At 73.5% G+C, this 20492-nt stretch carries 24 protein-coding genes; 12 read left to right on the top strand and 12 right to left on the bottom strand.

Annotated features, from left to right (window positions below; translation table 11 throughout):
* Nucleotides 1-64: 64 nt before the first annotated feature.
* Genes ACWH4W_RS11930 through ACWH4W_RS11920 form a run of 3 tightly spaced genes read left to right on the top strand, consistent with a single transcriptional unit; the run spans nt 65 to nt 2792 of the window.
* Entirely contained in the window at nt 65-1030 is a 966-nt protein-coding gene (locus ACWH4W_RS11930) for an ABC transporter substrate-binding protein (protein WP_473075723.1), read from the top strand.
* Between the two features lie 32 nt (nt 1031-1062).
* Entirely contained in the window at nt 1063-2034 is a 972-nt protein-coding gene (locus tag ACWH4W_RS11925) for an amino acid ABC transporter permease (protein ID WP_473075722.1), read from the top strand.
* Complete coding sequence (locus tag ACWH4W_RS11920) at nt 2031-2792, top strand: amino acid ABC transporter ATP-binding protein (RefSeq protein WP_473075721.1); 762 nt, start codon at nt 2031-2033, stop codon at nt 2790-2792. Before ACWH4W_RS11925 ends, ACWH4W_RS11920 begins: the two co-directional genes overlap by 4 nt.
* 74 nt (nt 2793-2866) lie before the next feature.
* Here ACWH4W_RS11920 and ACWH4W_RS11915 read toward each other — a convergent pair whose 3' ends face one another.
* Complete coding sequence (locus ACWH4W_RS11915; RefSeq protein WP_473075720.1) at nt 2867-3637, bottom strand: class I SAM-dependent methyltransferase; 771 nt, start codon at nt 3635-3637, stop codon at nt 2867-2869.
* Between the two features lie 99 nt (nt 3638-3736).
* On the opposite strand from ACWH4W_RS11915, the gene ACWH4W_RS11910 reads away from it, so the two are divergent.
* Nucleotides 3737-4387: a CGNR zinc finger domain-containing protein gene (locus ACWH4W_RS11910; protein WP_473075719.1), complete on the top strand. Its 651-nt coding sequence runs from the start codon at nt 3737-3739 to the stop codon at nt 4385-4387.
* On the opposite strand, the gene sodX is transcribed toward ACWH4W_RS11910, so the two are convergent.
* A complete protein-coding gene (gene sodX, locus ACWH4W_RS11905) occupies nt 4270-4704 on the bottom strand; it encodes a nickel-type superoxide dismutase maturation protease (protein ID WP_473075718.1) in 435 nt (144 codons plus the stop codon). The two genes, ACWH4W_RS11910 and sodX, sit on opposite strands and share 118 nt — an antisense overlap.
* Before the next feature lie 144 nt (nt 4705-4848).
* Between sodX and sodN the strand changes: the two genes are divergently transcribed.
* Together sodN and ACWH4W_RS11895 are read left to right on the top strand one after the other, a co-directional pair.
* Nucleotides 4849-5244, top strand: coding sequence for a superoxide dismutase, Ni (gene sodN / locus ACWH4W_RS11900; RefSeq protein ID WP_006136256.1), 396 nt, complete (start codon nt 4849-4851; stop codon nt 5242-5244).
* A gap of 415 nt (nt 5245-5659) precedes the next feature.
* The gene (locus tag ACWH4W_RS11895) at nt 5660-5941 is read left to right on the top strand and encodes a metal-sensitive transcriptional regulator (RefSeq protein ID WP_098750301.1); all 282 of its coding nucleotides are present in this window, start codon (nt 5660-5662) and stop codon (nt 5939-5941) included.
* Between the two features lie 78 nt (nt 5942-6019).
* Here ACWH4W_RS11895 and ACWH4W_RS11890 read toward each other — a convergent pair whose 3' ends face one another.
* The 5 genes from ACWH4W_RS11890 to ACWH4W_RS11870 all read right to left on the bottom strand — a co-directional run bounded on the left by ACWH4W_RS11890 (nt 6020) and on the right by ACWH4W_RS11870 (nt 10199).
* The gene (locus tag ACWH4W_RS11890; protein WP_473075717.1) at nt 6020-6664 is read right to left on the bottom strand and encodes a hypothetical protein; all 645 of its coding nucleotides are present in this window, start codon (nt 6662-6664) and stop codon (nt 6020-6022) included.
* Nucleotides 6665-6955: 291 nt separating this feature from the next.
* Nucleotides 6956-7531 carry a rhodanese-like domain-containing protein gene (locus tag ACWH4W_RS11885; RefSeq protein ID WP_473075716.1) on the bottom strand — a complete coding sequence of 192 codons (576 nt, stop codon included), beginning with the start codon at nt 7529-7531 and terminating at the stop codon, nt 6956-6958.
* A gap of 149 nt (nt 7532-7680) precedes the next feature.
* A complete protein-coding gene (locus ACWH4W_RS11880) occupies nt 7681-8427 on the bottom strand; it encodes a sulfite exporter TauE/SafE family protein (RefSeq protein ID WP_473075715.1) in 747 nt (248 codons plus the stop codon).
* Nucleotides 8424-8789 carry a rhodanese-like domain-containing protein gene (locus tag ACWH4W_RS11875; protein WP_473075714.1) on the bottom strand — a complete coding sequence of 122 codons (366 nt, stop codon included), beginning with the start codon at nt 8787-8789 and terminating at the stop codon, nt 8424-8426. Before ACWH4W_RS11875 ends, ACWH4W_RS11880 begins: the two co-directional genes overlap by 4 nt.
* Before the next feature lie 45 nt (nt 8790-8834).
* Nucleotides 8835-10199 carry a rhodanese-like domain-containing protein gene (locus ACWH4W_RS11870; protein WP_473075713.1) on the bottom strand — a complete coding sequence of 455 codons (1365 nt, stop codon included), beginning with the start codon at nt 10197-10199 and terminating at the stop codon, nt 8835-8837.
* 176 nt (nt 10200-10375) lie between these two features.
* Here ACWH4W_RS11870 and ACWH4W_RS11865 point away from each other — a divergent pair, with 176 nt between their 5' ends.
* Nucleotides 10376-10798 (top strand): helix-turn-helix domain-containing protein, encoded by a 423-nt coding sequence (locus tag ACWH4W_RS11865; RefSeq protein ID WP_473075712.1) that lies wholly within the window; start codon nt 10376-10378, stop codon nt 10796-10798.
* Between the two features lie 28 nt (nt 10799-10826).
* Complete coding sequence (locus ACWH4W_RS11860) at nt 10827-11252, top strand: VOC family protein (protein ID WP_473075711.1); 426 nt, start codon at nt 10827-10829, stop codon at nt 11250-11252.
* 101 nt (nt 11253-11353) lie between these two features.
* Here the strand turns inward: ACWH4W_RS11860 and ACWH4W_RS11855 are convergent, their stop codons facing one another.
* From ACWH4W_RS11855 to ACWH4W_RS11840, 4 genes are all read right to left on the bottom strand, one after another.
* Complete coding sequence (locus ACWH4W_RS11855) at nt 11354-11764, bottom strand: hypothetical protein (protein ID WP_473075710.1); 411 nt, start codon at nt 11762-11764, stop codon at nt 11354-11356.
* A 295-nt stretch (nt 11765-12059) separates the two neighbouring features.
* Nucleotides 12060-12683 (bottom strand): GNAT family N-acetyltransferase, encoded by a 624-nt coding sequence (locus ACWH4W_RS11850; protein WP_473075709.1) that lies wholly within the window; start codon nt 12681-12683, stop codon nt 12060-12062.
* Between the two features lie 194 nt (nt 12684-12877).
* Complete coding sequence (locus tag ACWH4W_RS11845) at nt 12878-13999, bottom strand: family 2 encapsulin nanocompartment cargo protein polyprenyl transferase (protein ID WP_473075708.1); 1122 nt, start codon at nt 13997-13999, stop codon at nt 12878-12880.
* 133 nt (nt 14000-14132) lie between these two features.
* Nucleotides 14133-15539, bottom strand: a complete 1407-nt coding sequence (locus ACWH4W_RS11840; RefSeq protein WP_473075707.1) for a family 2B encapsulin nanocompartment shell protein — start codon at nt 15537-15539, stop codon at nt 14133-14135.
* A gap of 289 nt (nt 15540-15828) precedes the next feature.
* Here ACWH4W_RS11840 and ACWH4W_RS11835 point away from each other — a divergent pair, with 289 nt between their 5' ends.
* From ACWH4W_RS11835 to ACWH4W_RS11820, 4 genes are all read left to right on the top strand, one after another.
* A complete protein-coding gene (locus ACWH4W_RS11835; protein WP_473075706.1) occupies nt 15829-16422 on the top strand; it encodes an N-acetylmuramoyl-L-alanine amidase in 594 nt (197 codons plus the stop codon).
* 187 nt (nt 16423-16609) lie between these two features.
* Nucleotides 16610-17536 (top strand): 1-aminocyclopropane-1-carboxylate deaminase/D-cysteine desulfhydrase, encoded by a 927-nt coding sequence (locus ACWH4W_RS11830; RefSeq protein WP_473075705.1) that lies wholly within the window; start codon nt 16610-16612, stop codon nt 17534-17536.
* Between the two features lie 873 nt (nt 17537-18409).
* Nucleotides 18410-18823, top strand: coding sequence for an ATP-binding protein (locus tag ACWH4W_RS11825; RefSeq protein ID WP_004925829.1), 414 nt, complete (start codon nt 18410-18412; stop codon nt 18821-18823).
* Nucleotides 18824-18840: 17 nt separating this feature from the next.
* Complete coding sequence (locus ACWH4W_RS11820) at nt 18841-19953, top strand: RNA polymerase sigma factor SigF (RefSeq protein ID WP_473075704.1); 1113 nt, start codon at nt 18841-18843, stop codon at nt 19951-19953.
* A 22-nt stretch (nt 19954-19975) separates the two neighbouring features.
* Here the strand turns inward: ACWH4W_RS11820 and ACWH4W_RS11815 are convergent, their stop codons facing one another.
* Nucleotides 19976-20428: a hypothetical protein gene (locus ACWH4W_RS11815; protein ID WP_473075703.1), complete on the bottom strand. Its 453-nt coding sequence runs from the start codon at nt 20426-20428 to the stop codon at nt 19976-19978.
* Between the last annotated feature and the right edge of the window lie 64 nt (nt 20429-20492).

Below are 20492 nucleotides of genomic sequence, written 5' to 3'. Positions count from 1 at the left end.
GGCGACGCCGACCGGCCGTCGCCGGCCCATCGGCAACTCCACCCATCCGCCGGAGGAACCCACCATGACCGCAAGCACCACCCGTCGTACCACCGCAGCGCGCTCACGGATTGCAGCGGTCGGCGCGATCGCGGTCGCAGGCGCACTGCTTCTCACCGGCTGCGGTGACCAGACCGAAGGCAGCGGCGACTCGGACGCCAAGGGGTCGGACGCGTCCAACTCCGCTCCGCTGTTCGACAAGCTGCCCAAGAAGATCCAGGAGGCCGGCGTCCTGAAGGCGGGCACCAACGCCGAGTACGCCCCGATGGAGTTCCAGGAGGGCGGGAAGATCGTCGGCGTCGACCCCGACATCGCCGCCGCGCTGGGCGAGAAGCTGGGTGTCGAGGTCGAGTTCACCTCCGGCAACTTCGACGGTCTGATCACCGCGCTGAACTCGGGCCGCTACGACATCGCGATGTCGTCCATCACGGACAACAAGCAGCGGCAGGAGGGCCTGGACGACAAGGGCAAGAAGCTCGGCCCGGGTGTCGACTTCGTCGACTACTTCATGGCCGGCACCGCCGTGTACGTCCAGAAGGGCAACCCGAAGGGGATCAACTCCATCGAGGACCTCTGCGGTCAGCCGGCCGCCGTGCAGCGCGGCACCACGTACGAGAAGGCGCTGCAGGACCAGTCCCAGAAGTGCGTGGACGCCGGCAAGAAGAAGATCACCATCCAGTCGTTCGAGAACGACACCGAGGCCCAGACCCGTGTGAAGTCCGGCGGCGCGGTGGCCGGTGTGAACGACTACCCGGTCGCGGTCGACCTGGCCCGCAAGGCGGACGACGGCAACGCCTTCGAGGTGGTCGGCGAGCAGGTGGACGCCGGTCCGTTCGGCATCGCGGTCAACAAGGACAACAAGCAGCTCACGGAGGCCCTGGAGGCCGCCGTCAACGCCATCATCGAGGACGGCACGTACAAGAAGATCCTCGAGAAGTGGGGCGCCGAGACCGGCGCCATCGACAAGGCCGTGATCAACGGCGGCAAGTGACGGTCCCGGGCACGTACTGAAGGGCAGTCACAGTGACCGACAAACTCGACAAGGGGACGGGCGGCGCCCGGCCGGCGGCCCCCGTCTCCAAGGACGACGGGCCCGCCCCCGTGGAGCCCGCGGCGATCAAGGCCATCCCGGTCCGTCACTACGGCCGGTGGGTCAGCGCCGTCGTCGTGCTGGCCCTGGTGGGCCTGCTGATCAACGCCTTCGCCACCGCTGAGAAGATCCAGTGGCAGGCCGTCGGCGACTACGTCTTCGACGGCACCGTGCTGGCCGGCGCCGGCCGCACCCTGCTGATCAGCGTCCTGGCCATGGTCATGGGCGTGGTCCTCGGCGTGATCCTCGCCGTGATGCGGATGTCGAAGAACCCGGTGACCAGCTGGGTGGCGTGGGCCTACATCTGGTTCTTCCGCGGCACCCCGGTCTACGTGCAGCTGCTGCTGTGGTTCAACCTGGCGCTGATCTTCCCGGTGCTGAACCTCGGTCCGCTCTACAAGGACGAGATGGTCGACGTCATGACGCCGTTCATGGCGGCCCTGCTGGGTCTCGGCCTGAACGAGGCGGCGTACATGGCGGAGATCTGCCGCGCCGGCCTGCAGTCCGTCGACGACGGCCAGACCGAGGCGGCGCACGCGCTCGGCATGAGCCACGGCAAGACGCTGCGGCGCATCGTGATCCCGCAGGCGATGCGGGTGATCGTGCCGCCGACCGGCAACGAGTTCCTCAACATGCTGAAGACCTCGTCGCTGGTGTACGCGGTGACGTACAACGAACTGCTGCGCGCCACCTCGACGATCGGCTCCACCTCGTACGCCGTGATGGAGATGCTGTTCGTGGCGTGCATCTGGTACCTGGTCATCACCAGCGTGTTCAGCGTCGGCCAGTACTACCTGGAGCGCCGCTTCGCGCGCGGCTCGTCCCGGAACCTGCCGCCGACCCCGTGGCAGAAAGTCAAGGTCAACCTGATGGCCTTCAGCCGCGAGAGGAGCAGCACGGTATGACGGCCATGGTGAAGGCCGAGGGCGTCCACAAGTCCTTCGGCGGTGTGCAGGTCCTCAAGGGCATCGACCTGGAGGTGCGGACCGGCGAGGTGTTCTGCCTCATCGGCCCCTCCGGCTCGGGCAAGTCGACCTTCCTGCGGTGCATCAACCACCTGGAGAAGATCAACGCCGGCCGGCTCTACGTCGACGGCGAGCTGGTGGGCTACCGCCAGAAGGGCGACAAGCTCTACGAGCTGAAGGACAGCGAGGTCGCCCAGCAGCGCCGGGACATCGGCATGGTCTTCCAGCGCTTCAACCTGTTCCCGCACATGACGGCCGTCGAGAACGTCATGGAGGCGCCGGTGCAGGTCAAGGGCGTCAACAAGACCCAGGCCCGGCAGCGCGCGCTCGAGCTGCTGGACCGCGTGGGTCTCGCCGACAAGGCCGGGAACTACCCCTCCCAGCTCTCCGGCGGCCAGCAGCAGCGGGTGGCGATCGCGCGCGCGCTCGCCATGGACCCCAAGCTGATGCTGTTCGACGAGCCGACCTCGGCGCTCGACCCGGAGCTGGTCGGTGACGTCCTCGACGTCATGCGCGACCTGGCCGAGTCGGGCATGACGATGATCGTCGTCACGCACGAGATGGGCTTCGCCCGCGAGGTGGGCGACAGCCTGGTGTTCATGGACGGCGGTGTGGTGGTCGAGTCCGGCCACCCGCGTGACGTGCTGACCGATCCGCAGCACGAGCGCACCAAGTCGTTCCTGTCCAAGGTCCTCTGACCTCGGACCCGCACGCGCGCGGGAGGGGGCGGTACGGGCATCCGTACCGCCCCCTCCCCTCTGCTCCGGGCGCGCTACTTCAGGGCCAGCAGCAGGGTGTCCGACGGTGAGCACCACACCGGGCGCGCCTCCGCGAAGCCCGCCTCGCGCAGCACGCGCGCGTGCCACGCCGGGGACGGCATGTCGCCCTCGGCGTGCTCCCCGTAGATCTCGAAGTGGCGGGCGGTGGGGCCGGCGAGGACGGGGTCCTGCGCGGCGAGCTGCCACCACTCGGCCCAGTCGAGGGCGCCCTGCTCCTTGGCCCGGTCCATGCGGGCGTGGCGCTGGGCGCGCTCGGCCGCGTTGATCCGGGGCGTGGTCTCGTCGATCATGTGGTCGGCGTTCATGAGGACGCCGCCGTCGCGGACCAGGTCCGCGAGGTGCCCGTAGAGGTCGGCGAGGGGTTCCCGGTGCAGCCAGTGCAGGGCCGTCGCGGTCAGCACGGCGTCGTAGGAGTCGTGCGGGAGCTGGGCCGCCCAGTCGGGGTCCTTGAGGTCGGCGGTGACGAAGGTGACCCGCTCGTCGCCCGCGAAGGTGCCCTCGGCGATGGCGAGCAGCGCCGGGTCCAGGTCGACACCGGTGCTGGTGGCGTCCGGGAAGCGGGCGAGCAGCCGGGCGGTGATGCTGCCGGTGCCGCAGGCCAGGTCCAGGACGCGCGGGGCGGTGCCGACGAGCGCCTCGACCATGTCGAGCATGACCCGGAAGCGTTCCTCCCGGTCGGGCAGGTACCACTCCTGCTGCCGGTCCCAGCTCTCTTGCCAGGCCTGCCAGTCCGTACCGGCCGTGGTGGTGTGCGAGTCCGTCATGGGCCCTCCCTCGCGATGCACTCCGTAATACCCTGGGGGCACGATCGTCTGTTACCCGACCGCACGCACGACCCTAGAGCCCCTGCGTAAGGACTACAAGTGGAACTGGCCTATTACTCGGACTACGCCGTACGTCTCGTGAACACCGAGGAGCCGGGCCGGGGCACGGACACGCTCACCTCGGTCGAGGCCGTGCGCGACCTGTTCGGCGGCAACCGGTCGGCCGCCCGGCGGGCCACCGAGGCGGACGTGACGCGGTTCCGCTCGGTCCGGGCCAGGCTCCGGTCGGTCTTCGAGGCGGCCGACGGCGGCGACGAGACCCTCGCCGTGGACCTGCTGAACTCGCTGCTGCTGGAGTTCCCGGTGAGCCCGCAGATCTCCGGCCACGACTTCCGCGACGACGACGGCAGCCCGCTGTGGCACATGCACCTGGCCGACCACCCGTCCAACGCGACCGCGGGCTACGCCGCGATCGCCGCGATGGGCCTGGCCTTCCACCTCACCGAGTACGGCGTCGACCGCCTCGGCCTCTGCGAGGCCGCACCCTGCCGCAACGCCTACCTGGACACCTCCACCAACCGCTCCCGGCGCTACTGCTCGGACCGCTGCGCCACCCGCGCCAACGTGGCCGCCTACCGCGCCCGCAAGCGCCTGGAGGCGGACCGGTCGGAAAGCACCGGCCGGACCGACGTCAGCGCCCGGGCCAGCAGCGACAGCGGCGACCGCCGGCCCGCGGAGCGCGGCCGGTAGCGGAAGCGGACCCGGCCCAGCACCAGCTCGTCGGGGACGACGCCGTAGTCGGTGCTGTCACCGCCCGCGTACGCGTTGTCCCCGAGCACCCACCAGCCGCCGTCGCGCCGCTCGGCCGCCCGCTTGACGACCAGCAGGTCCTGCTGGAACGGATGGCGCAGCACGATCACGTCGCCGCGTCTCACCCGCGCCCCGTAGTGGACCAGGAGCCGGTCCCCGTGGTGCAGCGTCGGCACCATCGACGGTCCGGTCACCTCGGCCACCCCGAAGGGCAGCGGCGCCCTCACCCGCTCGGCGTCCTGCGGCAGCTCCGGCATCTCCCGGCACCTCCCCGGTTCTTCCCCACCAGTCTCAGTCTGACCCCGGACTTTTGTCCTAAGCCCACGGGGGCACCCGCGAAAACCGGTCCGCCACGGAGTAATGTCCCCTGTGAGAAGACGATCACGAGGAAGGAACGCTTCATGCTTTCCCGCCTGTTTGCCCCCAGGGTCAAGGTCAGCGCGCACTGCGACCTGCCCTGCGGTGTGTACGACCCGGCCCAGGCCCGCATCGAGGCGGAGTCGGTCAAGGCCGTCCAGGAGAAGATGGCCGGCAACGACGACCCGCACTTCCAGGCCCGTGCCACGGTCATCAAGGAGCAGCGCGCCGAGCTGGCGAAGCACCACGTCTCCGTGCTGTGGAGCGACTACTTCAAGCCCCCGCACTTCGAGAAGTACCCGGAGCTGCACCAGCTGGTCAACGACACCCTGAAGGCCCTCTCGGCCGCCAAGGCGTCGACCGACCCGGCCACCGGCCAGAAGGCGCTGGACTACATCGCCCAGATCGACAAGATCTTCTGGGAGACCAAGAAGGCTTGATCGTCACCTGGGCCCCTTGACCCGCGAAAGCGCGGGTCAAGGGGCCCAGCCGTCCGCACCCGGCCCGCAGACGCCGAGCACGGCGTCCATGGCGGCCCGGGTGCGGTCGCCCTCTCCCGGCCGCGGGTGCGCGTGGATCCGCCGCGTGATGACGGCCGAGACGCGCCCGAGGCTCCACCGGACCGGCGCTTCGGCGCCCGGCGGGACGAGCCCGCCCGCAGTCCGCGCCGAGCCCTTCCAGAGGGCGGGCGTCCGTCTTCGCGGAGGCGCGCGAAGAGGCGTTCGAAGACCCGTGCGGAACGGATGCCGGCCCGGACGACGGCGGGCCGGCGGCTGAGCCCCGGGCGCTTTCTTCGCCCATTCGGGTCAGCACTTCGTTACGATACCCAAGGGGGTATCCAGAAGGAGTGTGGGCGTGGAACTGGCGATGGCGGCTGAGGAACTGAAGACGGTGGTCAACCGGCTGCGCCGGGCGCAGGGCCAGATCGCCGGCGTGATCAAGATGATCGAGGAGGGGCGGGACTGCGAGGACGTGGTGACCCAGCTCGCGGCGGCGTCCCGGGCTCTGGACAAGGCGGGTTTCGCGATCATCGCCACCGGCCTGCAGCACTGCCTGACCGACGAGGACATGGCCGCTTCCGGCGACCGGGAGCAGATGCGCGCCCGGCTGGAGAAGCTGTTCCTCTCACTGGCCTGAGCCGTGACACCCGATCGCCCGTCCCGTCGGCCGGTGGCCCTCTGACGGTCGCGTTCCTCGGCGGTCTGCTGGCTCCGCTCAGCCCGTGCGGCGCCGCCCGTGCGGCGCCCTGTTGCTGCCGGCCTTCCTCGCCTGCTCCTTCACCAGCCGCACCCGGCCGGTGGCGCGCACCGGCCTGTTCCACCGCAGCGCGTGCACGACACGCGTGCCGCTCGGTGTGGCCGGCTCGTTCGCCGGCCGCCTCTTCCACGGCCATCGGGACGCCCTGGTGACAGCGGGAGGGTGGACGGTCATCGTGCTGGGCGTGGCCCGGATCGCCGGAGTGGGCTTCGGCTCCCGCCGGATGGCGCAGGCCGCGGGCGGGCGCCGTTCGGGCTCGGCGCCGTCGGTGTTCGCGCCGGGCGCGGTGTACGGGCCGGCGGGGTTCTGTGCGGGGCCGGTCCTCGGCTCCGTCCTGACCGTGGCGGCCGTGACCGGCGGCCCCCTGCACGGCGGGGCGCTGCTCGCCGTCCACGCCTGGGGGACGGCGGTCCCGATGTGCGTGCCGGCGTCGGTGGGGGACCGCTTCGGCCTGGTCCGCACGCGCTGGCGGCGGGGCCGGGTCCTCCGGGTGGACCCGGCCCCGCACAGCACCTCGGCCGTCGGCGGCGTGCTGTGCATCGCGCTCGGTGCGGCTTTCCTGGCCTTCGACGGCAGGTCCGCGCTGCCGTCGGTGTTGGGCACCGACGCCGGGTTCGCCCTGGAAGAGCGGTTGTCCGGCCTCGGCGCGGGGGTGGGCGCGGGGGCGTCGGGCCGGCTGGTGCTGCTGGTCCTGGCCGCGGTGGCGGCGCTGGGCGCACTGCTGGTGCTGCTCCGCACCGGTGAGGAGGCGCGATCCGCGGCCGTCGCCGGACCAGGAGACGTCCGCGCGCGGGTGACCGGGCCGGTGGCCGCGTGCCCCGGCGTACGAGAGGGGGAGGGATCCGGATCCCTCCCCCTCTCCCGCGTGGCTCAGCGGCCGCTTTCCCGCGTGGCTCAGCGGCCGCGCAGTGCGGCCAGCGCGTCGTCGAGCTCGGCGGCGCGGGGACGGTTGTGGGGCAGCTTGGCGAGCAGGGCGGCCATGCCGCAGGTGTCGGTCAGGGCGGAGAAGACCAGACCGCCCGCGATGCCGGCGGAGAGGAGCTGGAAGGCGGGGTGGACGACGTACCCGAGCAGCAGGCCGAGCAGCACGATCACTCCCGCGGTGAGCCGCACCTGCCGTTCCATGCCCCAGGTGGCACGCGAGGCGCCCTGGGGCCGGTGGAGTTCGTGGCCGCCGGCCGCCCACGCGCCGGTGCCTCCCGACAGGGTGGCGGCGGTGACACCGTTCTCCGCGAGGATCCGGCAGGCGTTCTCGGAGCGGGCGCCCGAGGCGCAGACGACCAGGAGGTCACCGCGGTCGGCGGCGTGCCGGAGGTCGGGCAGGGCGCGCTGGATCCGGTCGAGGGGGACGTTGAGCGCGCCGGGGAGGTGGCCGCCGGCGTATTCGCCCGGGGTGCGCACGTCGATGACGGTCAGCTCGTGCAGGCGGGCGCGTGCCTCGTCGGTGGCGAGGGCCGTGGGTGTGGTCATGGCAGATGTCATCCTTGTGTGTCGGAATGGGGTGGGGTTCGGTCCGACGGGAGCCGGGCCGAGGGCGGTCCTGGGACGCGCGGCCGGCCGCAGCGGCTCTCCCGGTCCGTGTCCTGGGCCGTCGGCGGCTCCGGTGCCGGCTCCGGCGGCTAGGCGATCACGTCGACGAGCATGAAGGCCGCCACCGCCAGCAGGACCCCGGCGAAGACCTTCTGGAGGGTGGTGCCGGAGAGCTTCGCCGCGAGCCGCTTGCCGTCCCAGGCGCCGAGGATCGCGGCTCCGGTGAAAGGCCCGATGATCTCCCAGTGCAGTGCGCCGCCGCCGGCGCCGGTGCGGGCGGCGAGCGCGGCGAGCGCGTTCACCGTGACGACGAGCAGGCCGGTGCCCACCGCCCGTCGCATGGGCAGTCCCAGGACGTTCACCAGGGCGGGCACGGCGAGGAACCCCCCGCCGACCCCCAGGAAGCCCGTCACGGCGCCCAGGCCGGCGCCGGCTCCGGCCGCCCTGCCGGGACGGATGCGGTCCGGCGGCGCGGACGTCGGCGGACGCAGCATGCGCAGGGCCGCCAGCGCGGCGATGACGGCGAACGCCGCCGTGAGCGCCGCTTCGGGCAGGCGTCCGGCGACAGCGCCGGCGAGGAAGGCGGGGGCGGTGCCCGCCGCGGCGAACAGCGCTCCCGTCCTCCAGGCCACGTTCCCGTCGCGGGTGTGCGCGTACAGGGCGGTGACGGAGGTGGCGGTGACGATGATCAGGCCGGCGGTGGTGGCGGCGGCGGGGGTGAAGCCGAGCAGGTAGATCAACACCGGTACGGCGAGCACGCTGCCGCCGCCACCGAGGGATCCGAGCGCGAGACCGACGACGGCGCCGGCGACGAGGGCGAGAACGAGGACGGTCACGTGATCCGGCCGCTGTTCCCGCGTTCGTCGACGACCGGGTGCCCGGCGGCGGTCCAGGCCTTCATGCCGCCCTCGACGTCCACCGCCTGCGCTCCCCGCCCGGCGAGGAGCTTCGCCGCCTGCTGGGAGCGGTGGCCGCTGCGGCAGATCACCACCAGCAGACGTCCCCGCGCCTCGGCGGGCAGGGCGGCGCCGGCGACCAGCTTCGTCAGCGGTACGTGGACGGCGTCCGGCGCGTGGCCCGCGGCCCACTCGGGTTCCTCCCGGACGTCCAGCAGGACCGCCTCGGGCCGGTCGCCGCCGGTACGGCTGCGTGCCTCGTCGACCGTGGCACGGGGACCGGGTCGGCGGAAGAGGGACATCACACGCTTCCTTCCTTGTAGGCCTTGCGGGAGAACGGTCGCCGGTCAGCCGGAGGTCAGGGACAGCCCGGCGTCCGCCGCGGCGTCGAGGCCGTCGTCGACGGCGACCACGTCACGGCCGGCGGCGTCCAGCAGGGAGGCGGCGATCGCCGCGCGCATCCCGCCGGCGCAGTGCACCCACACCGTCCCGTCCGGCACCTCGCCGAGGCGGCCGTGCAGCTCGTGGACCGGGATGTGGACCGAGCCCTCGATGTGGCCGCCGGCGCGCTCGGAGTTCCGGCGCACGTCCAGGACGACCACCTCCTCGCCGCGCCTGCGCACGTCGGCGAGGTCGGCGAAGCGGGCGCGGGGGTAGGAGGCGAGCTCCTCGCCCTCGCGGACCCAGCCGGCCGGGTCGCCGGTGGCGGCGGCGGCCGGGCGGTCGATGCCCACGCGTGCCAGCTCCCGCTGCGCGGCGGCGATCTGCTCCGAGGTGTCGGCGAGCAGGGTGACGGGCTTGCCCCACGGGATCAGCCAGGCCAGGTAGGTGGCGAGCTTGCCCTCGCCCTCGAAGTTGAACGACCCGGCCACGTGCCCCTCGGCGAAGGCCACCCGGCTGCGCAGGTCCACCACCCACTCACCGGCGGCCAGCCGGGCGGCGATCTCCTCGGCGTCCGCCCGCCCCGGCGGGGTGAGGTCGACCGGGGTTGGTCCCGCGGCGTTGGCCGGGCCCATGTGCGCGTAGTAGGCGGGCACGTCGTCCAGCCCGGCGAGCAGCCGGGTGACGAAGGTGTCCACGTCCAGGGTCAGCGCGTCGTTGGCCGTGCGCTCCGCGCCGATCGTGGTCGTCTCCCCCTCGGCCTGGGAGGAGGAGCAGAAGCTGCCGAACCCGTGGGTGGGCAGCACCGGCACCTCGTCGTCCAGCTCGTCGGCGAGCCGGTGGGCGGAGGCGTGCTGGGCCCGGGCGAGCTGCTCGGTCAGCCGCGGCTCGACCAGGTCCGGCCGGCCGACGGTGCCGATGAGCAGGGACCCGCCGGTGAACGCCGCCACACCGCGGCCGTCCTCGGTGAGGGCGTAGGAGGTGTGGTGCGGGGTGTGCCCGGGGGTGGCGATCGCGCGCAGCACCAGTCCCTCGTCCACCGTCACGGTGTCGCCGTCGGCGACCGGGGTACGGGCGAAGGACACGTGGGCCCCGGCCGGCACCAGGTACCGGGCTCCGGTGACGCGTGCCAGCTCCGGACCGCCGGTGACGTAGTCGTTGTGCACGTGGGTCTCCACCACGTACGCGATGCGCACCCCGCGTTTCGCCGCGGCGGCGATCACCTGGTCGATGTCGCGCGGCGGATCGACGACCACCGCGGCGGCGGACCCGCCGGCCAGGTAGCTGCGGTTGCCCAGGCCCTCGAACTCCAGAGTGTCGACGAAGAACACGGCTACGGCTCCTCCACAGGAAGCGATGTACCCCGGGGGGTATGTACTGCCCACCTTAACAGCATTACCCCGGGGGGTATTCCGCGAGGCGTGGAGGGGCCCGGCCTCGCTGTTCGCGACGGGTCCGCTTCACTGTTTCCCAGCGTCCCCCGCACAGGGCGTGGAATGCTGGGCGCATGGAGCTGGAGGACCTGGTCCGGCTGCGGCGGGCCCGGGACCGGATGGACCGGGAGTACGCCGAGCCGCTCGACATCCCGGAGCTGGCGCGGACGGCGCTGATGTCGCCCGGGCACTTCCAGCGCAGCTTCCGGGCCGCGTACGGGCAGACGCCGTACGCCTATCTCATGACGCGGCGCATCGAGCGGGCCAAGGCGCTGCTGCGCAGGGGCGACCTCTCGGTGACCGAGGTGTGCCTGGCGGTCGGCTGCACCTCGCTCGGGTCGTTCAGCTCGCGGTTCACCGAGCTGGTCGGGGAGACGCCGAGCGCCTATCGCGCCCGCTCGCACGAGGAGAGCGCGGTCATCCCGCCGTGCGTGGTGCGGACGTACACCCGCCCGGTCCGGGTGCGGCGGCGGGCCGATCCGAGCGGGAACTTCTAGCAGGGACGGCATGGACGGCAGGAACGGTATGGACAGGGCGACGGACGTGAGGCTCGCGCAGTGCTTCATCGCGGTCGACGACCACGACAAGGCGCTGGCCTTCTACTGCGACGTGCTGGGCTTCGAGGTGCGCAACGACGTGGGGTACGAGGGGATGCGCTGGGTGACCGTCGCTCCCCCCGGCCAGGACGTCGAGATCGTCCTGGAGCCGCCCGCCGCGAGCCCGGACGCCTCCCCCGCCGACAAGCAGGCGATGGCCGAGCTGCTGGCCAAGGGCATGCTGCGCGGGGTCAACTTCACCACCACCGACTGCGACGCCCTCTTCGAGCGGGTGCGGGCCGCGGGCGCCGACGTCCTCCAGGAGCCGGTGGACCAGCCGTACGGGATGCGGGACTGCGCGTTCCGCGACCCGGCGGGGAACATGGTGCGCTTCCTGGAGCGCCCCGCGGACTGAACGCCCGCCCGTTCAGCGCTTCCCGCGGTACGTCCGCACCAGCGCGCCGGCCGGCTCGGCCCCGCCGCACGGACGGACGCCGTCCGCGCCGGCCTCCGCCTTCAGCGCGCGCCCGGCCGGCCAGGCCGTCGGAGACGGTCCCGGCGTCGGGACCGGGGGGCTCCCCAGCGTGCGGGAGGCGATGCACCGCCGCACGAGGGCGCAAGGAGCTGTCCGCGCCCCCGGTGTGCCGTCGCGCGGTGCGCCGCGCGGCCGTGCCGGACGGCGGTGACCAGCCCCAGCCCCACCACCAGCGCGGCCGGCGCCACGCTCGCGACCGGGACCAGCACGGCCGCCGTCACGGCGACCGGGAGGCCGACGGCCAGGGCGGCGACCACCCCGCGCGGGACGGAGCCCGGCGGCAGCGGGCCGCCGGGGATCAGTCCGGCCCACAGCCGTGCCGTCTCCCGCCGCTCGCCGGCGCGCCGCACCGCGGCCCGCACCCGCAGGACGGCGGCGGCCGTGCCGCCCACCGCCGCCACCGCGCACGGCGCCCACCGGACCGGCGCCACGAGCAGCGCCAGTCCGAGGCGCCGCGACCGTGCCCCAGCCGGTCAGGCAGGCGAACGCCGCGGTCCGGCGGGAGGGCGGCCGGTCGGCGGCCCCCGCCCGCAGGTCGGCGAGGGCCGGCAGGTACCAGACGCAGCCGGCGCCGGTGACCAGCGCGCACCCGAGGGCGAGGACGGGCTGCGCCATCGCTCACTTCCCCGTTCCCAGCGCGGCGACCTCGGGGATCAGCCTTCGGGGCAGCCGGCGCCGGCCCGCGGGTCAGCGCTGCGGGCCGCTGAGGCGGGGTTCGCGCCACATGGGGTACATCAAGGGACCGTCCGGGAGGCGCAGGGGTTCGCCGGTGGGCTCGAAGCCGAGGCGGCGGTACAGGCGGACGCTGCGTTCACTGCTCGCCTCCAGGTACGCGGCGCGCGCCTCGCGGTCGCAGCGGTCGAGGACGGAGCCGATCAGCGCGGTGCCGAGGCCCTCGCCCTGCCGGCCGGGAGCCACGCCGATCATCCACAGGTACTCGTGGGCGCGGCCCTGCGGGTGGATGCCCGCGGTGAGCCGGCCGATCAGCTCCACCCGCTCGTTGTCCGGGTCGACGGCCCGGCGCAGCTCGGCGAACTCGTCCCCGCCCTCGGTCTCTTCGCCGTGGCCCGGGTCCTCCGCCGGCACGGACGTCCACAGGGCGCACGCCGAGCCGTCCTCGACGAGGTCGACGCGCCCCTCGGCGAGGGTGACGTCGGTGAAGGCGGCCATGAGCCGGTGGTGCGTCCTGCGGCGGTACTCCGCGCCCGGGAACACCCAGCTGCTGACCGGATCGTCCTGGAACGCCTCGTCCAGCAGCCGGACCACCAGCTCCCGGTCGTCCCCGCCGGCCGTCCGGATCGCCACGCCCATGTGCGCCCCTTCATATCAACCACCGTTGTGTGTACGGGGGTTGAGACTAGCTGGACGGCCGGGGAAGAGGGGCGGATCCCGCACACCGTGGGGAAGTGCGGGACCCGCCCGTCCGGAACCACCGCGCCGTACGGGTCAGGTCCGCACGGCGGCGCGTGGTCCCGGGGCCGGGGGGGACGGCCTGCGCCGTCCCGTCAGGTGGTGCGCCGGGTCACGAACTCGGCCAGGGCCAGCAACCCTCCCGCCGCCTCCGGGTCCGGCACCGCTCGGGCCACCTCCTGCATCGCACGGGCCATCCGGTCCGCGGCCTGGGTCTGCGCCCAGTCGCGTCCGCCGGCCCGCTCCACGAGCCGGGTGAGGTGTTCGACGTCTCCCTCCCGGTGCGGGGCGGCGTACACGGCGGCCAGCTCCGCCGCTGCCGGCGTGCCGGAGGTGAGCGCGGCGACGACCGGCAGTGACTTCTTGCGGGCGGCGAGGTCCGCGCCGGCCGGCTTGCCGGTGCGGCGCGGGTCGCCCCAGGTGCCGATCACGTCGTCGATCAGCTGGAACGCCAGCCCGGCCTCCCGGCCGAACGCGTCCATCGCCGCCACCTCCGCGTCCCCGGCGTCCGCGTACAGCGCGCCGACGGCGCAGGCGCAGCCGAGCAGCGCCCCGGTCTTGGACTCCGCCATGGCGAGGGCCTCCCCCAGGGCGACCTCGTCGGGCGGGCGCCGTTCCATGGCCGTGTCCACGTGCTGCCCGGCGCACAGTTCGACCACGCACTGGGCGAGCCGGGCCGCCGCGGCCGGGGCGGCCGGGTGGGGGTCCTCGGCGAGCAGCCGCAGGGCGAGCGCCTGGAGGGCGTCCCCCACGAGGATCGCGTCGGCGTCCCCGAACACCGCCCACACCGTGGGGCGGTGGCGGCGGGTGGTGTCCCGGTCCATCACGTCGTCGTGGACGAGCGTGAAGTTGTGGGTCAGCTCGACCGCGGCCGCCGCCCGCAGGGCCGCCGTCCGGGCGGCGGGGCCGCCCAGGGCGGAGGCCGCCGCGAGCACCAGGGCGGGCCTGATCGCCTTGCCCGAGCCCCCGCCGGCCGGGGTGCCGTCCGCGTTCTGCCAGCCGAAGTGGTAGAGCGCGATGCGGCGCATCGGGGCGGGCAGGGACCCGAGGGCCGTGCGCAGCACCGGGTCGACCGCGGCCCTGGTGCGCTCCAGCAGGACGGCCGCCTCGTGTCCGTCCCCGGTGTGCCGGTCCGGTCCGGGCGCGCTGTCGGGCGCGGTGCGTGCCGTGCGCTGCTCCGGCCGGCCCGTCGTGGGCCGGGCCATGAACTCCGTCATCGGCTGCCCCCTGGGACCGACTCGGTGGAGGCACGGGAGGACGGCGCTTCCGCACCCGTCGAGCACGTTCCCCCCCGGTCTACCCGTCCGGGCGGGCGGGGACACGGTGCGCGCGGCGGGAGCCGGCGGGCGGTCACCGCCACCGGCCGATCTCGACGTTCTCCAGGACGCCCAGCGCGTCCGGGACCAGCACCGCTGCCGAGTAGTAGGACGTGACCAGGTATTTGATGATGGCCTGTTCGTTGATGCCCATGAACCGCACGGACAGGCTCGGCTCGATCTCGTCGGGGATGCCGGCCGCCCGCAGGCCGATGACGCCCTGGTCCTCCTCGCCGGTGCGCAGCGCGATGACGGAGGTGGTGCGGGCCTCGGTCACCGGGATCTTGTTGCACGGGTAGATCGGCACGCCGCGCCAGGTGGGGATGCGGTTGCCGCCCACGTCGACGGTCTCCGGGACGAGTCCCCGCTTGTTGAGCTCGCGGCCGAACGCGGCGATGGCGCGCGGGTGGGCGAGCAGCAGCCGGGTGCCGCGGCGCCGACTGAGCAGTTCGTCCATGTCGTCCGGGCCGGGCACGCCGTCGTGCGGCTGGATCCGCTGGTCGTACTCGCAGTTGTGCAGCAGGCCGAAGTCGCGGTTGTTGATGAGCTCGTGCTCCTGGCGCTCCTTCAGCGCCTCGACGGTCAGCCGGATCTGCTGCTCCGTCTGGTTCATCGGCTGGTTGTAGAGGTCGGCGACGCGCGTGTGGATGCGCAGCACGGTCTGGGCGACGCTGAGTTCGTACTCGCGGGGCCGGGCCTCGTAGTCGACGAACGTGTGCGGGATGTCCGGCTCGCCGCTGTGACCGGCCGCGAGGTCGATCTCCTTCTCGCCGTACTTGTTGGTGCGCTGCCGCGGGAGGTCGACCCGCCGGCGCAGGTGCTCGCGCAGGGACTCGGACCGCTCGGCGACCTGGTCGACCGCGTCGCGGGGCAGCACCAGGGCCGTGCAGGCGGTGAGGGTGCGGACCGTGTACTCCCAGATGGCGTCGTCGTCCTGGAGGGCCTGCTCGCCGAAGTAGGCGCCGTCGGCGAGCACCCCGAGCGACTCGTCCTCGCCGTAGGGGCCGGTGCCGACGCGCTCCACCCTGCCGTGCGCCAGCAGGTACACCTCGTCGGCCGGGCTGCCGAAGGAGGCGATGACCTGACCGGCCTCGATCTCCCGCTGCCGGCAGCGGGAGGCCAGCTCGGTGAGCACCTCCTCGTCCTCGTAGTCGCGCAGCACCGGCAGTTCGCCCAGCTCGGCGGGGATGATCTCCACCCGGTCGCCCGTCTTCACGAACGTGAGCCGGCCGTCGCCCACGGCGTAGGTGAGCCGCCGGTTGACCCGGTACGTGCCGCCCTGCACGTCGACCCAGGGCAGCATCCGCAGCAGCCAGCGGGAACTGATCTCCTGCATCTGCGGCACGGACTTGGTCGTGGTGGCCAGGTTCCGCGCCGCGGCCGTACCGAGGCTCTGCTGCTGCCTGGTCTGCTCCGTGCGGACCTCTTCGCCTGCCGACATAGAGAATTGCCCTCCCCGATAGATCCACGCCCGGCCGTGCCGGGCGTCGCAGTGCGTGATCAAGCGTTCCTCACACACCGTGCCCGCGCCATTACCCGATCGAGCGGGGTTGGGTCTTGGGGAGACTGGGCAGGCTGACCGGCTGTTCAAAGACGCGCAGGCGGAAGGAAGTTGTCCGGATCGACTCGCACGGCCTCCGAACGAGTACTTGAAAAGCTGACTTTCGGCTATAGGCCCTGTACCAGACGGCCGCGCCCGGCGGCCGTCGTCCGGCACGGAGGAGGGCGGCATGGCCCCACCCATGTCCGCGAGCGCGTTCCTGCGCGCTCTCAAGGCCGAGGGTCTCACGGTCGTCGAGGTCGGCGACTGGCGCGAGCACAACCGGAACCACAAGGGTCCCTGGGGGCCGGTGCACGGTGTGATGATCCATCACACCGTGACCAAGGGCAGCGCCAGAACGGTGGACATCTGCCGCAGGGGCTACTCGGGTCTGCCCGGCCCGTTGTGCCACGGCGTGATCACCAAGGACGGCCGGGTGCACCTCGTCGGCTACGGCCGGGCCAACCACGCGGGGCTCGGCGACGACGACGTGCTGCGGGCGGTGATCGCCGAGAAGAAGACGTTCCCGTCGGACAACGAGGCCAACACCGACGGCAACCGGCACTTCTACGGTTTCGAGTGCGAGAACCTCGGCGACGGCAAGGACCCGTGGCCGGCGGCGCAGCTGGAGGCCATCGAGAAGGCCGCGGCGGCGGTCTGCCGGTACCACGGCTGGAACGAGCAGTCGGTCATCGGCCACCTGGAGTGGCAGCCGGGCAAGGTGGACCCGCGCGGATTCACCATGAACGCGATGCGCAAGCGGATCCGTGACCGTCTGAAGTGACCCGGACGAAGCGGCCCGGATGAAATGCCCCGGACGGCGTGACCGGGACGAAGTGCCCCGTCCGGCCTGACCCGGCGCCGGGGCCCTCGCCGCAGGTGTTCCGCCCTCCTGACACCCCCCACGCGGAACACCGGCGCCCCCGTCCGGCCGCCGCCCGGGACGCGCCCGTGTCCCGCCCCGGGCGACAATGGCGCGCGTGACCAGCTCTGACGCCCCCGGCCCCGACGCCCTGACCGCCCTGCGCCCGCGGCTCCCCTCGCCGCTGGAGGAGGCCGTCGACGCGCGGTTCGAGCGGCACGGGGTGCGGCTGCTGCTGAAGCGGGACGACCTCGTCCATCCCGAGCTGGTCGGCAACAAGTGGCGCAAGCTCGCCCCGAACCTCGCGGCGGCCCGCGGGCGGACGGTGGTCACGTTCGGCGGGGCGTACTCGAACCATCTGCGGGCCACGGCCGCCGCCGGCCGGCTGCTCGGTCTGCCCACGGTGGGCGTGGTGCGCGGCGAGGAACTCGCCGGCCGGCCGCTCAATCCGTCGCTGGCGCGGTGCGCGGCCGACGGCATGCGGCTGCACTTCGTCCAGCGGTCGGTGTACCGCCGCACGACCGATCCGGACACCCTCGCGGCCGTGCTGCGCGCGGCGGACGCGGAGGACGCGTACGTCGTGCCCGAGGGCGGCAGCAACGCCGCCGCGGTGCGCGGGTGCGTGGGTCTCGGCGGGGAGTTGGCGGGAGCGGCGGACGTGGCCGCGGTGGCCTGCGGCACCGGCGGCACGCTCGCGGGGCTGGCCGCCGGGCTCGCCGGCAGCGCGCGCGTCCTCGGCATACCGGTGCTCAAGGGCGGCTTCCTCGGCGCGCGGACACGGGCGCTGCAGACGGAGGCGTTCGGCGGGCCGCGCGGGGACTGGAGCCTGGACGAGCGGTTCCACTGCGGCGGCTACGCGCGCGTCCCGGCGCACCTCGAGGCGTTCGCCGCGGACTTCGAACAGCGCCACGGCGTCCCCGTGGAACGTATCTATGTCGCCAAGCTGCTTCGTGCCCTGGTCACCCTGGCCGGAGAGGGCGCCTTCCCGCGCGGGAGCACGGTCGCCGCGGTCATCACCGGACGTCCGTTCCCGTGAGCCGCCGGGACCTGCCGCGTCTCCGGCGGGCCGCGGCCTCCTCCGGGGCCGGCCGGCGCGTCAGCGTCCGCAGCGCCTCGTCGCCGACGGGGCGCCCGTCGCGCGGTCTCACGGACACCGCATGCCCGACGCCGGCCATCCCCTGGGACGGACGCCGGCGGGTGTCGTCCACCGGCTCGGCCGAGGCGCTCCTCGGCGGCCCGGGACGCCCGCGCCCGCGCCTCGGCACCGGCCAGGACCCCGGCCCGCGGGCCGCGCCCGGGCAGCCGCAGCGGCAGGGGCGTCCCGTCCGCGTCCGGCCCACCCTCCTTTTTCCGCGCGGGCGTCCGCGCGCCCGTCGTAATCTGGCCATCATGAACCAGTGCACGCACGTCGAGGCGTTGCCGTACCCGGAACCGGCGCCGCTCGGTGGGACGTGTCCGGAGTGTCCGCGGAAGGGGACGGATCCGGTGCGGTCGCGCCTCCGTCCCACCTGCGGGCACGCCGGCCGCTGCGGCGCCTCGCCGCAGCGGCACGCGACGCGGCGCCGCGGGGAGACCGGCCGTCCCGTGACGCGGACCCACGAGCCCGGCGAGGACCGGCTCCGGCCCTCCGTCGACCGCGTACCGGTGTGACGCGGCGGGACTCCCGGTGCCGGACGGTTCGACGGTCCGGCGCCTGGGTACGTCAATGCGGCGCGCGCTCTTCCCATTTGGTCGCCGCAGACCCCTAGCCACGGAGCGTGTTCAGGGTTTTACTATGAGTGACGGAAGCGGGTCGGGGTCCCGGCGACAGGACCGCCGGGAGCGCGATAGCGTCACGGCTGAACCACGTAGCGCGTTGCCCGGGGGCGAACACAGGCCCTGAAACGCTTGTACCACCTTGGAGGTGAGGGTGTCCCAGATCGCAGGCGAGCCCGCGACCCAGGACTTCGTGGAAGTCCGGCTGCCGGCCGCGGGGGCCTACCTGTCGGTGCTGCGTACGGCCACGGCCGGTCTCGCGGCCCGTTTGGACTTCACCCTCGACGAGATCGAGGACCTGCGCATCGCGGTCGACGAGGCCTGCGCGATCCTGCTGCAGCAGGCCGTGCCGGGATCGGTGCTCAGTTGCGTCTTCCGGCTCGTCGACGACTCGCTGGAGGTCACCGTCTCGGCGCCCACCACGGACGGCCACGCCCCCTCGCGGGACACCTTCGCCTGGACCGTGCTGTCCGCGCTCGCGGGCAAGGTCTCCTCGGCCGTGGACGAGGACAAGACCGTGTCGATCAGCCTCTACAAACAGCGCGGCGCGGGACCCGGGCCGGCGTGAGGAGCGAGGACGGGCCGGTGCGGGACGAAGAACGCGGCACACGAAAGCTGCCGGCCGAGCGCGTGCCGGACGGCATCGACGGCATCCCCGAGCAGGCCCGGCCGCATCCGGAGGACGATTCCGCCAGGGACGTCCGGCCGGGCGGCGGGCAGGCCGGCGGTGCCGTGCGGGGCACGTCCGCGGCCGGACCGGCCGCTCCCGGCGGGGACGCCCCCGCCCGGGCCGAGCCGGCGGCGGGGGACGAGGCGAGCGCTCGGGGAAGGGCGACGGGCGGGACGATGAGCGAGCACGAGCGAGAGGCCGAGGAGCGGGCGGCGCCCGCCCCCGGCGCACGGAGCACACCGGGTGTGCCGGGCACGCACGCGCACCACGACCCGCAGGACCGCAGCGGGGCGCGCGCCCTCTTCCTCGAACTGCGCACGTTGGAGGACGGCACTCCGGAGTACGCGGAGCTGCGCAACCGTCTGGTGCGGATGCATCTGCCGCTCGTCGAGCACCTGGCGCGCCGCTTCCGCAACCGCGGCGAGCCGCTGGACGACCTCACCCAGGTCGCCACCATCGGGCTGATCAAGTCCGTCGACCGCTTCGACCCGGACCGCGGCGTGGAGTTCTCCACGTACGCCACCCCGACGGTCGTCGGCGAGATCAAGCGGCACTTCCGCGACAAGGGCTGGGCGGTGCGCGTGCCGCGGCGGCTCCAGGAGCTGCGGCTGGCGCTCACCACGGCCACGGCGGAGCTGTCCCAGCTGCACGGCCGCTCCCCCACGGTGCACGAGCTGGCGCAGAAACTGGCCATCTCCGAGGAGGAGGTCCTGGAGGGCCTGGAGTCGGCGAACGCCTACTCCACGCTGTCCCTGGACGTCCCCGACACCGACGACGAGTCCCCGGCGGTCGCCGACACCCTCGGCGCGGAGGACGAGGCGCTGGAGGGCGTGGAGTACCGGGAGTCGCTCAAGCCGCTGCTGGAGGACCTCCCGCCGCGCGAGAAGCGGATCCTGCTGCTGCGCTTCTTCGGCAACATGACCCAGTCGCAGATCGCGCAGGAGGTCGGCATTTCGCAGATGCACGTCTCCCGGCTGCTGGCCCGCACCCTGGCCCAGCTGCGGGAGAAGCTGCTCGTCGAGGAGTGAGCGCCGGCGCCGCCCCGGCGCGTCACTTCGCGGCGTCGCCCGCGTTCCCGGGCCCGCGGATGCCGAGGGCCCGGGTGGTCTCCGCGTTGACCAGCAGCACCAGCGCGGTCACGGCGACGACGGCGAGCACGATCCCGGCGGGAATCGCCGCCCCGTCGGACAGCAGCATGTTGTAGGCCACCGGCAGCGCCATGATCTGCGTGATGACGGCGGGCCCGCGGCTCCAGCTCCGCCGGGCGAACAGGCCGCGCGCGGCCAGCAGCGGCAGCAGCGCCAGCACGATCAGGGTGACCCCGCCGGTGACGGCCTGCGCCCGGCCGTCCGGATCGCCCGCGAGACCGAGCACCAGCAGCCAGACGCCGCCCACGACCAGCGCCAGTCCCTCGAACGCGGCCAGGGCCGCTGCGTACGTCAGGCGGCGCGGACGGGCGCCGGTGTCGTCGGGGCTGGTGGCGGGGGTCTGCTCGCTGCTCACCCCTGCAGGGTAGCCGCCGCCGGGGAGCCGCCCCGTGGCGAGGTTCACGCCCGCGCCGTCCGCG

This window comes from Streptomyces sp. DSM 120436, from assembly GCF_055778765.1.
This window is presented reverse-complemented; position numbering and strand designations above follow the sequence as displayed.

What these genes read in the sequence shown, in the direction of transcription:
- sodN (WP_006136256.1), top strand. Translation starts at nt 4,849, where the DNA reads ATGCTTTCCCGCCTGTTTGCCCCCAGGGTCAAGGTCAGCGCGCACTGC.
- ACWH4W_RS11860 (WP_473075711.1), top strand. Translation starts at nt 10,827, where the DNA reads ATGGACAGGGCGACGGACGTGAGGCTCGCGCAGTGCTTCATCGCGGTC.
- ACWH4W_RS11930 (WP_473075723.1), top strand. Translation starts at nt 65, where the DNA reads ATGACCGCAAGCACCACCCGTCGTACCACCGCAGCGCGCTCACGGATT.
- ACWH4W_RS11875 (WP_473075714.1), bottom strand. Translation starts at nt 8,789, where the DNA reads ATGTCCCTCTTCCGCCGACCCGGTCCCCGTGCCACGGTCGACGAGGCA.
- ACWH4W_RS11850 (WP_473075709.1), bottom strand. Translation starts at nt 12,683, where the DNA reads ATGGGCGTGGCGATCCGGACGGCCGGCGGGGACGACCGGGAGCTGGTG.
- ACWH4W_RS11840 (WP_473075707.1), bottom strand. Translation starts at nt 15,539, where the DNA reads ATGTCGGCAGGCGAAGAGGTCCGCACGGAGCAGACCAGGCAGCAGCAG.
- ACWH4W_RS11830 (WP_473075705.1), top strand. Translation starts at nt 16,610, where the DNA reads ATGGCGCGCGTGACCAGCTCTGACGCCCCCGGCCCCGACGCCCTGACC.
- ACWH4W_RS11865 (WP_473075712.1), top strand. Translation starts at nt 10,376, where the DNA reads ATGGAGCTGGAGGACCTGGTCCGGCTGCGGCGGGCCCGGGACCGGATG.
- ACWH4W_RS11885 (WP_473075716.1), bottom strand. Translation starts at nt 7,531, where the DNA reads ATGACCACACCCACGGCCCTCGCCACCGACGAGGCACGCGCCCGCCTG.
- ACWH4W_RS11920 (WP_473075721.1), top strand. Translation starts at nt 2,031, where the DNA reads ATGACGGCCATGGTGAAGGCCGAGGGCGTCCACAAGTCCTTCGGCGGT.
- ACWH4W_RS11915 (WP_473075720.1), bottom strand. Translation starts at nt 3,637, where the DNA reads ATGACGGACTCGCACACCACCACGGCCGGTACGGACTGGCAGGCCTGG.
- sodX (WP_473075718.1), bottom strand. Translation starts at nt 4,704, where the DNA reads ATGCCGGAGCTGCCGCAGGACGCCGAGCGGGTGAGGGCGCCGCTGCCC.
- ACWH4W_RS11845 (WP_473075708.1), bottom strand. Translation starts at nt 13,999, where the DNA reads ATGACGGAGTTCATGGCCCGGCCCACGACGGGCCGGCCGGAGCAGCGC.
- ACWH4W_RS11835 (WP_473075706.1), top strand. Translation starts at nt 15,829, where the DNA reads ATGGCCCCACCCATGTCCGCGAGCGCGTTCCTGCGCGCTCTCAAGGCC.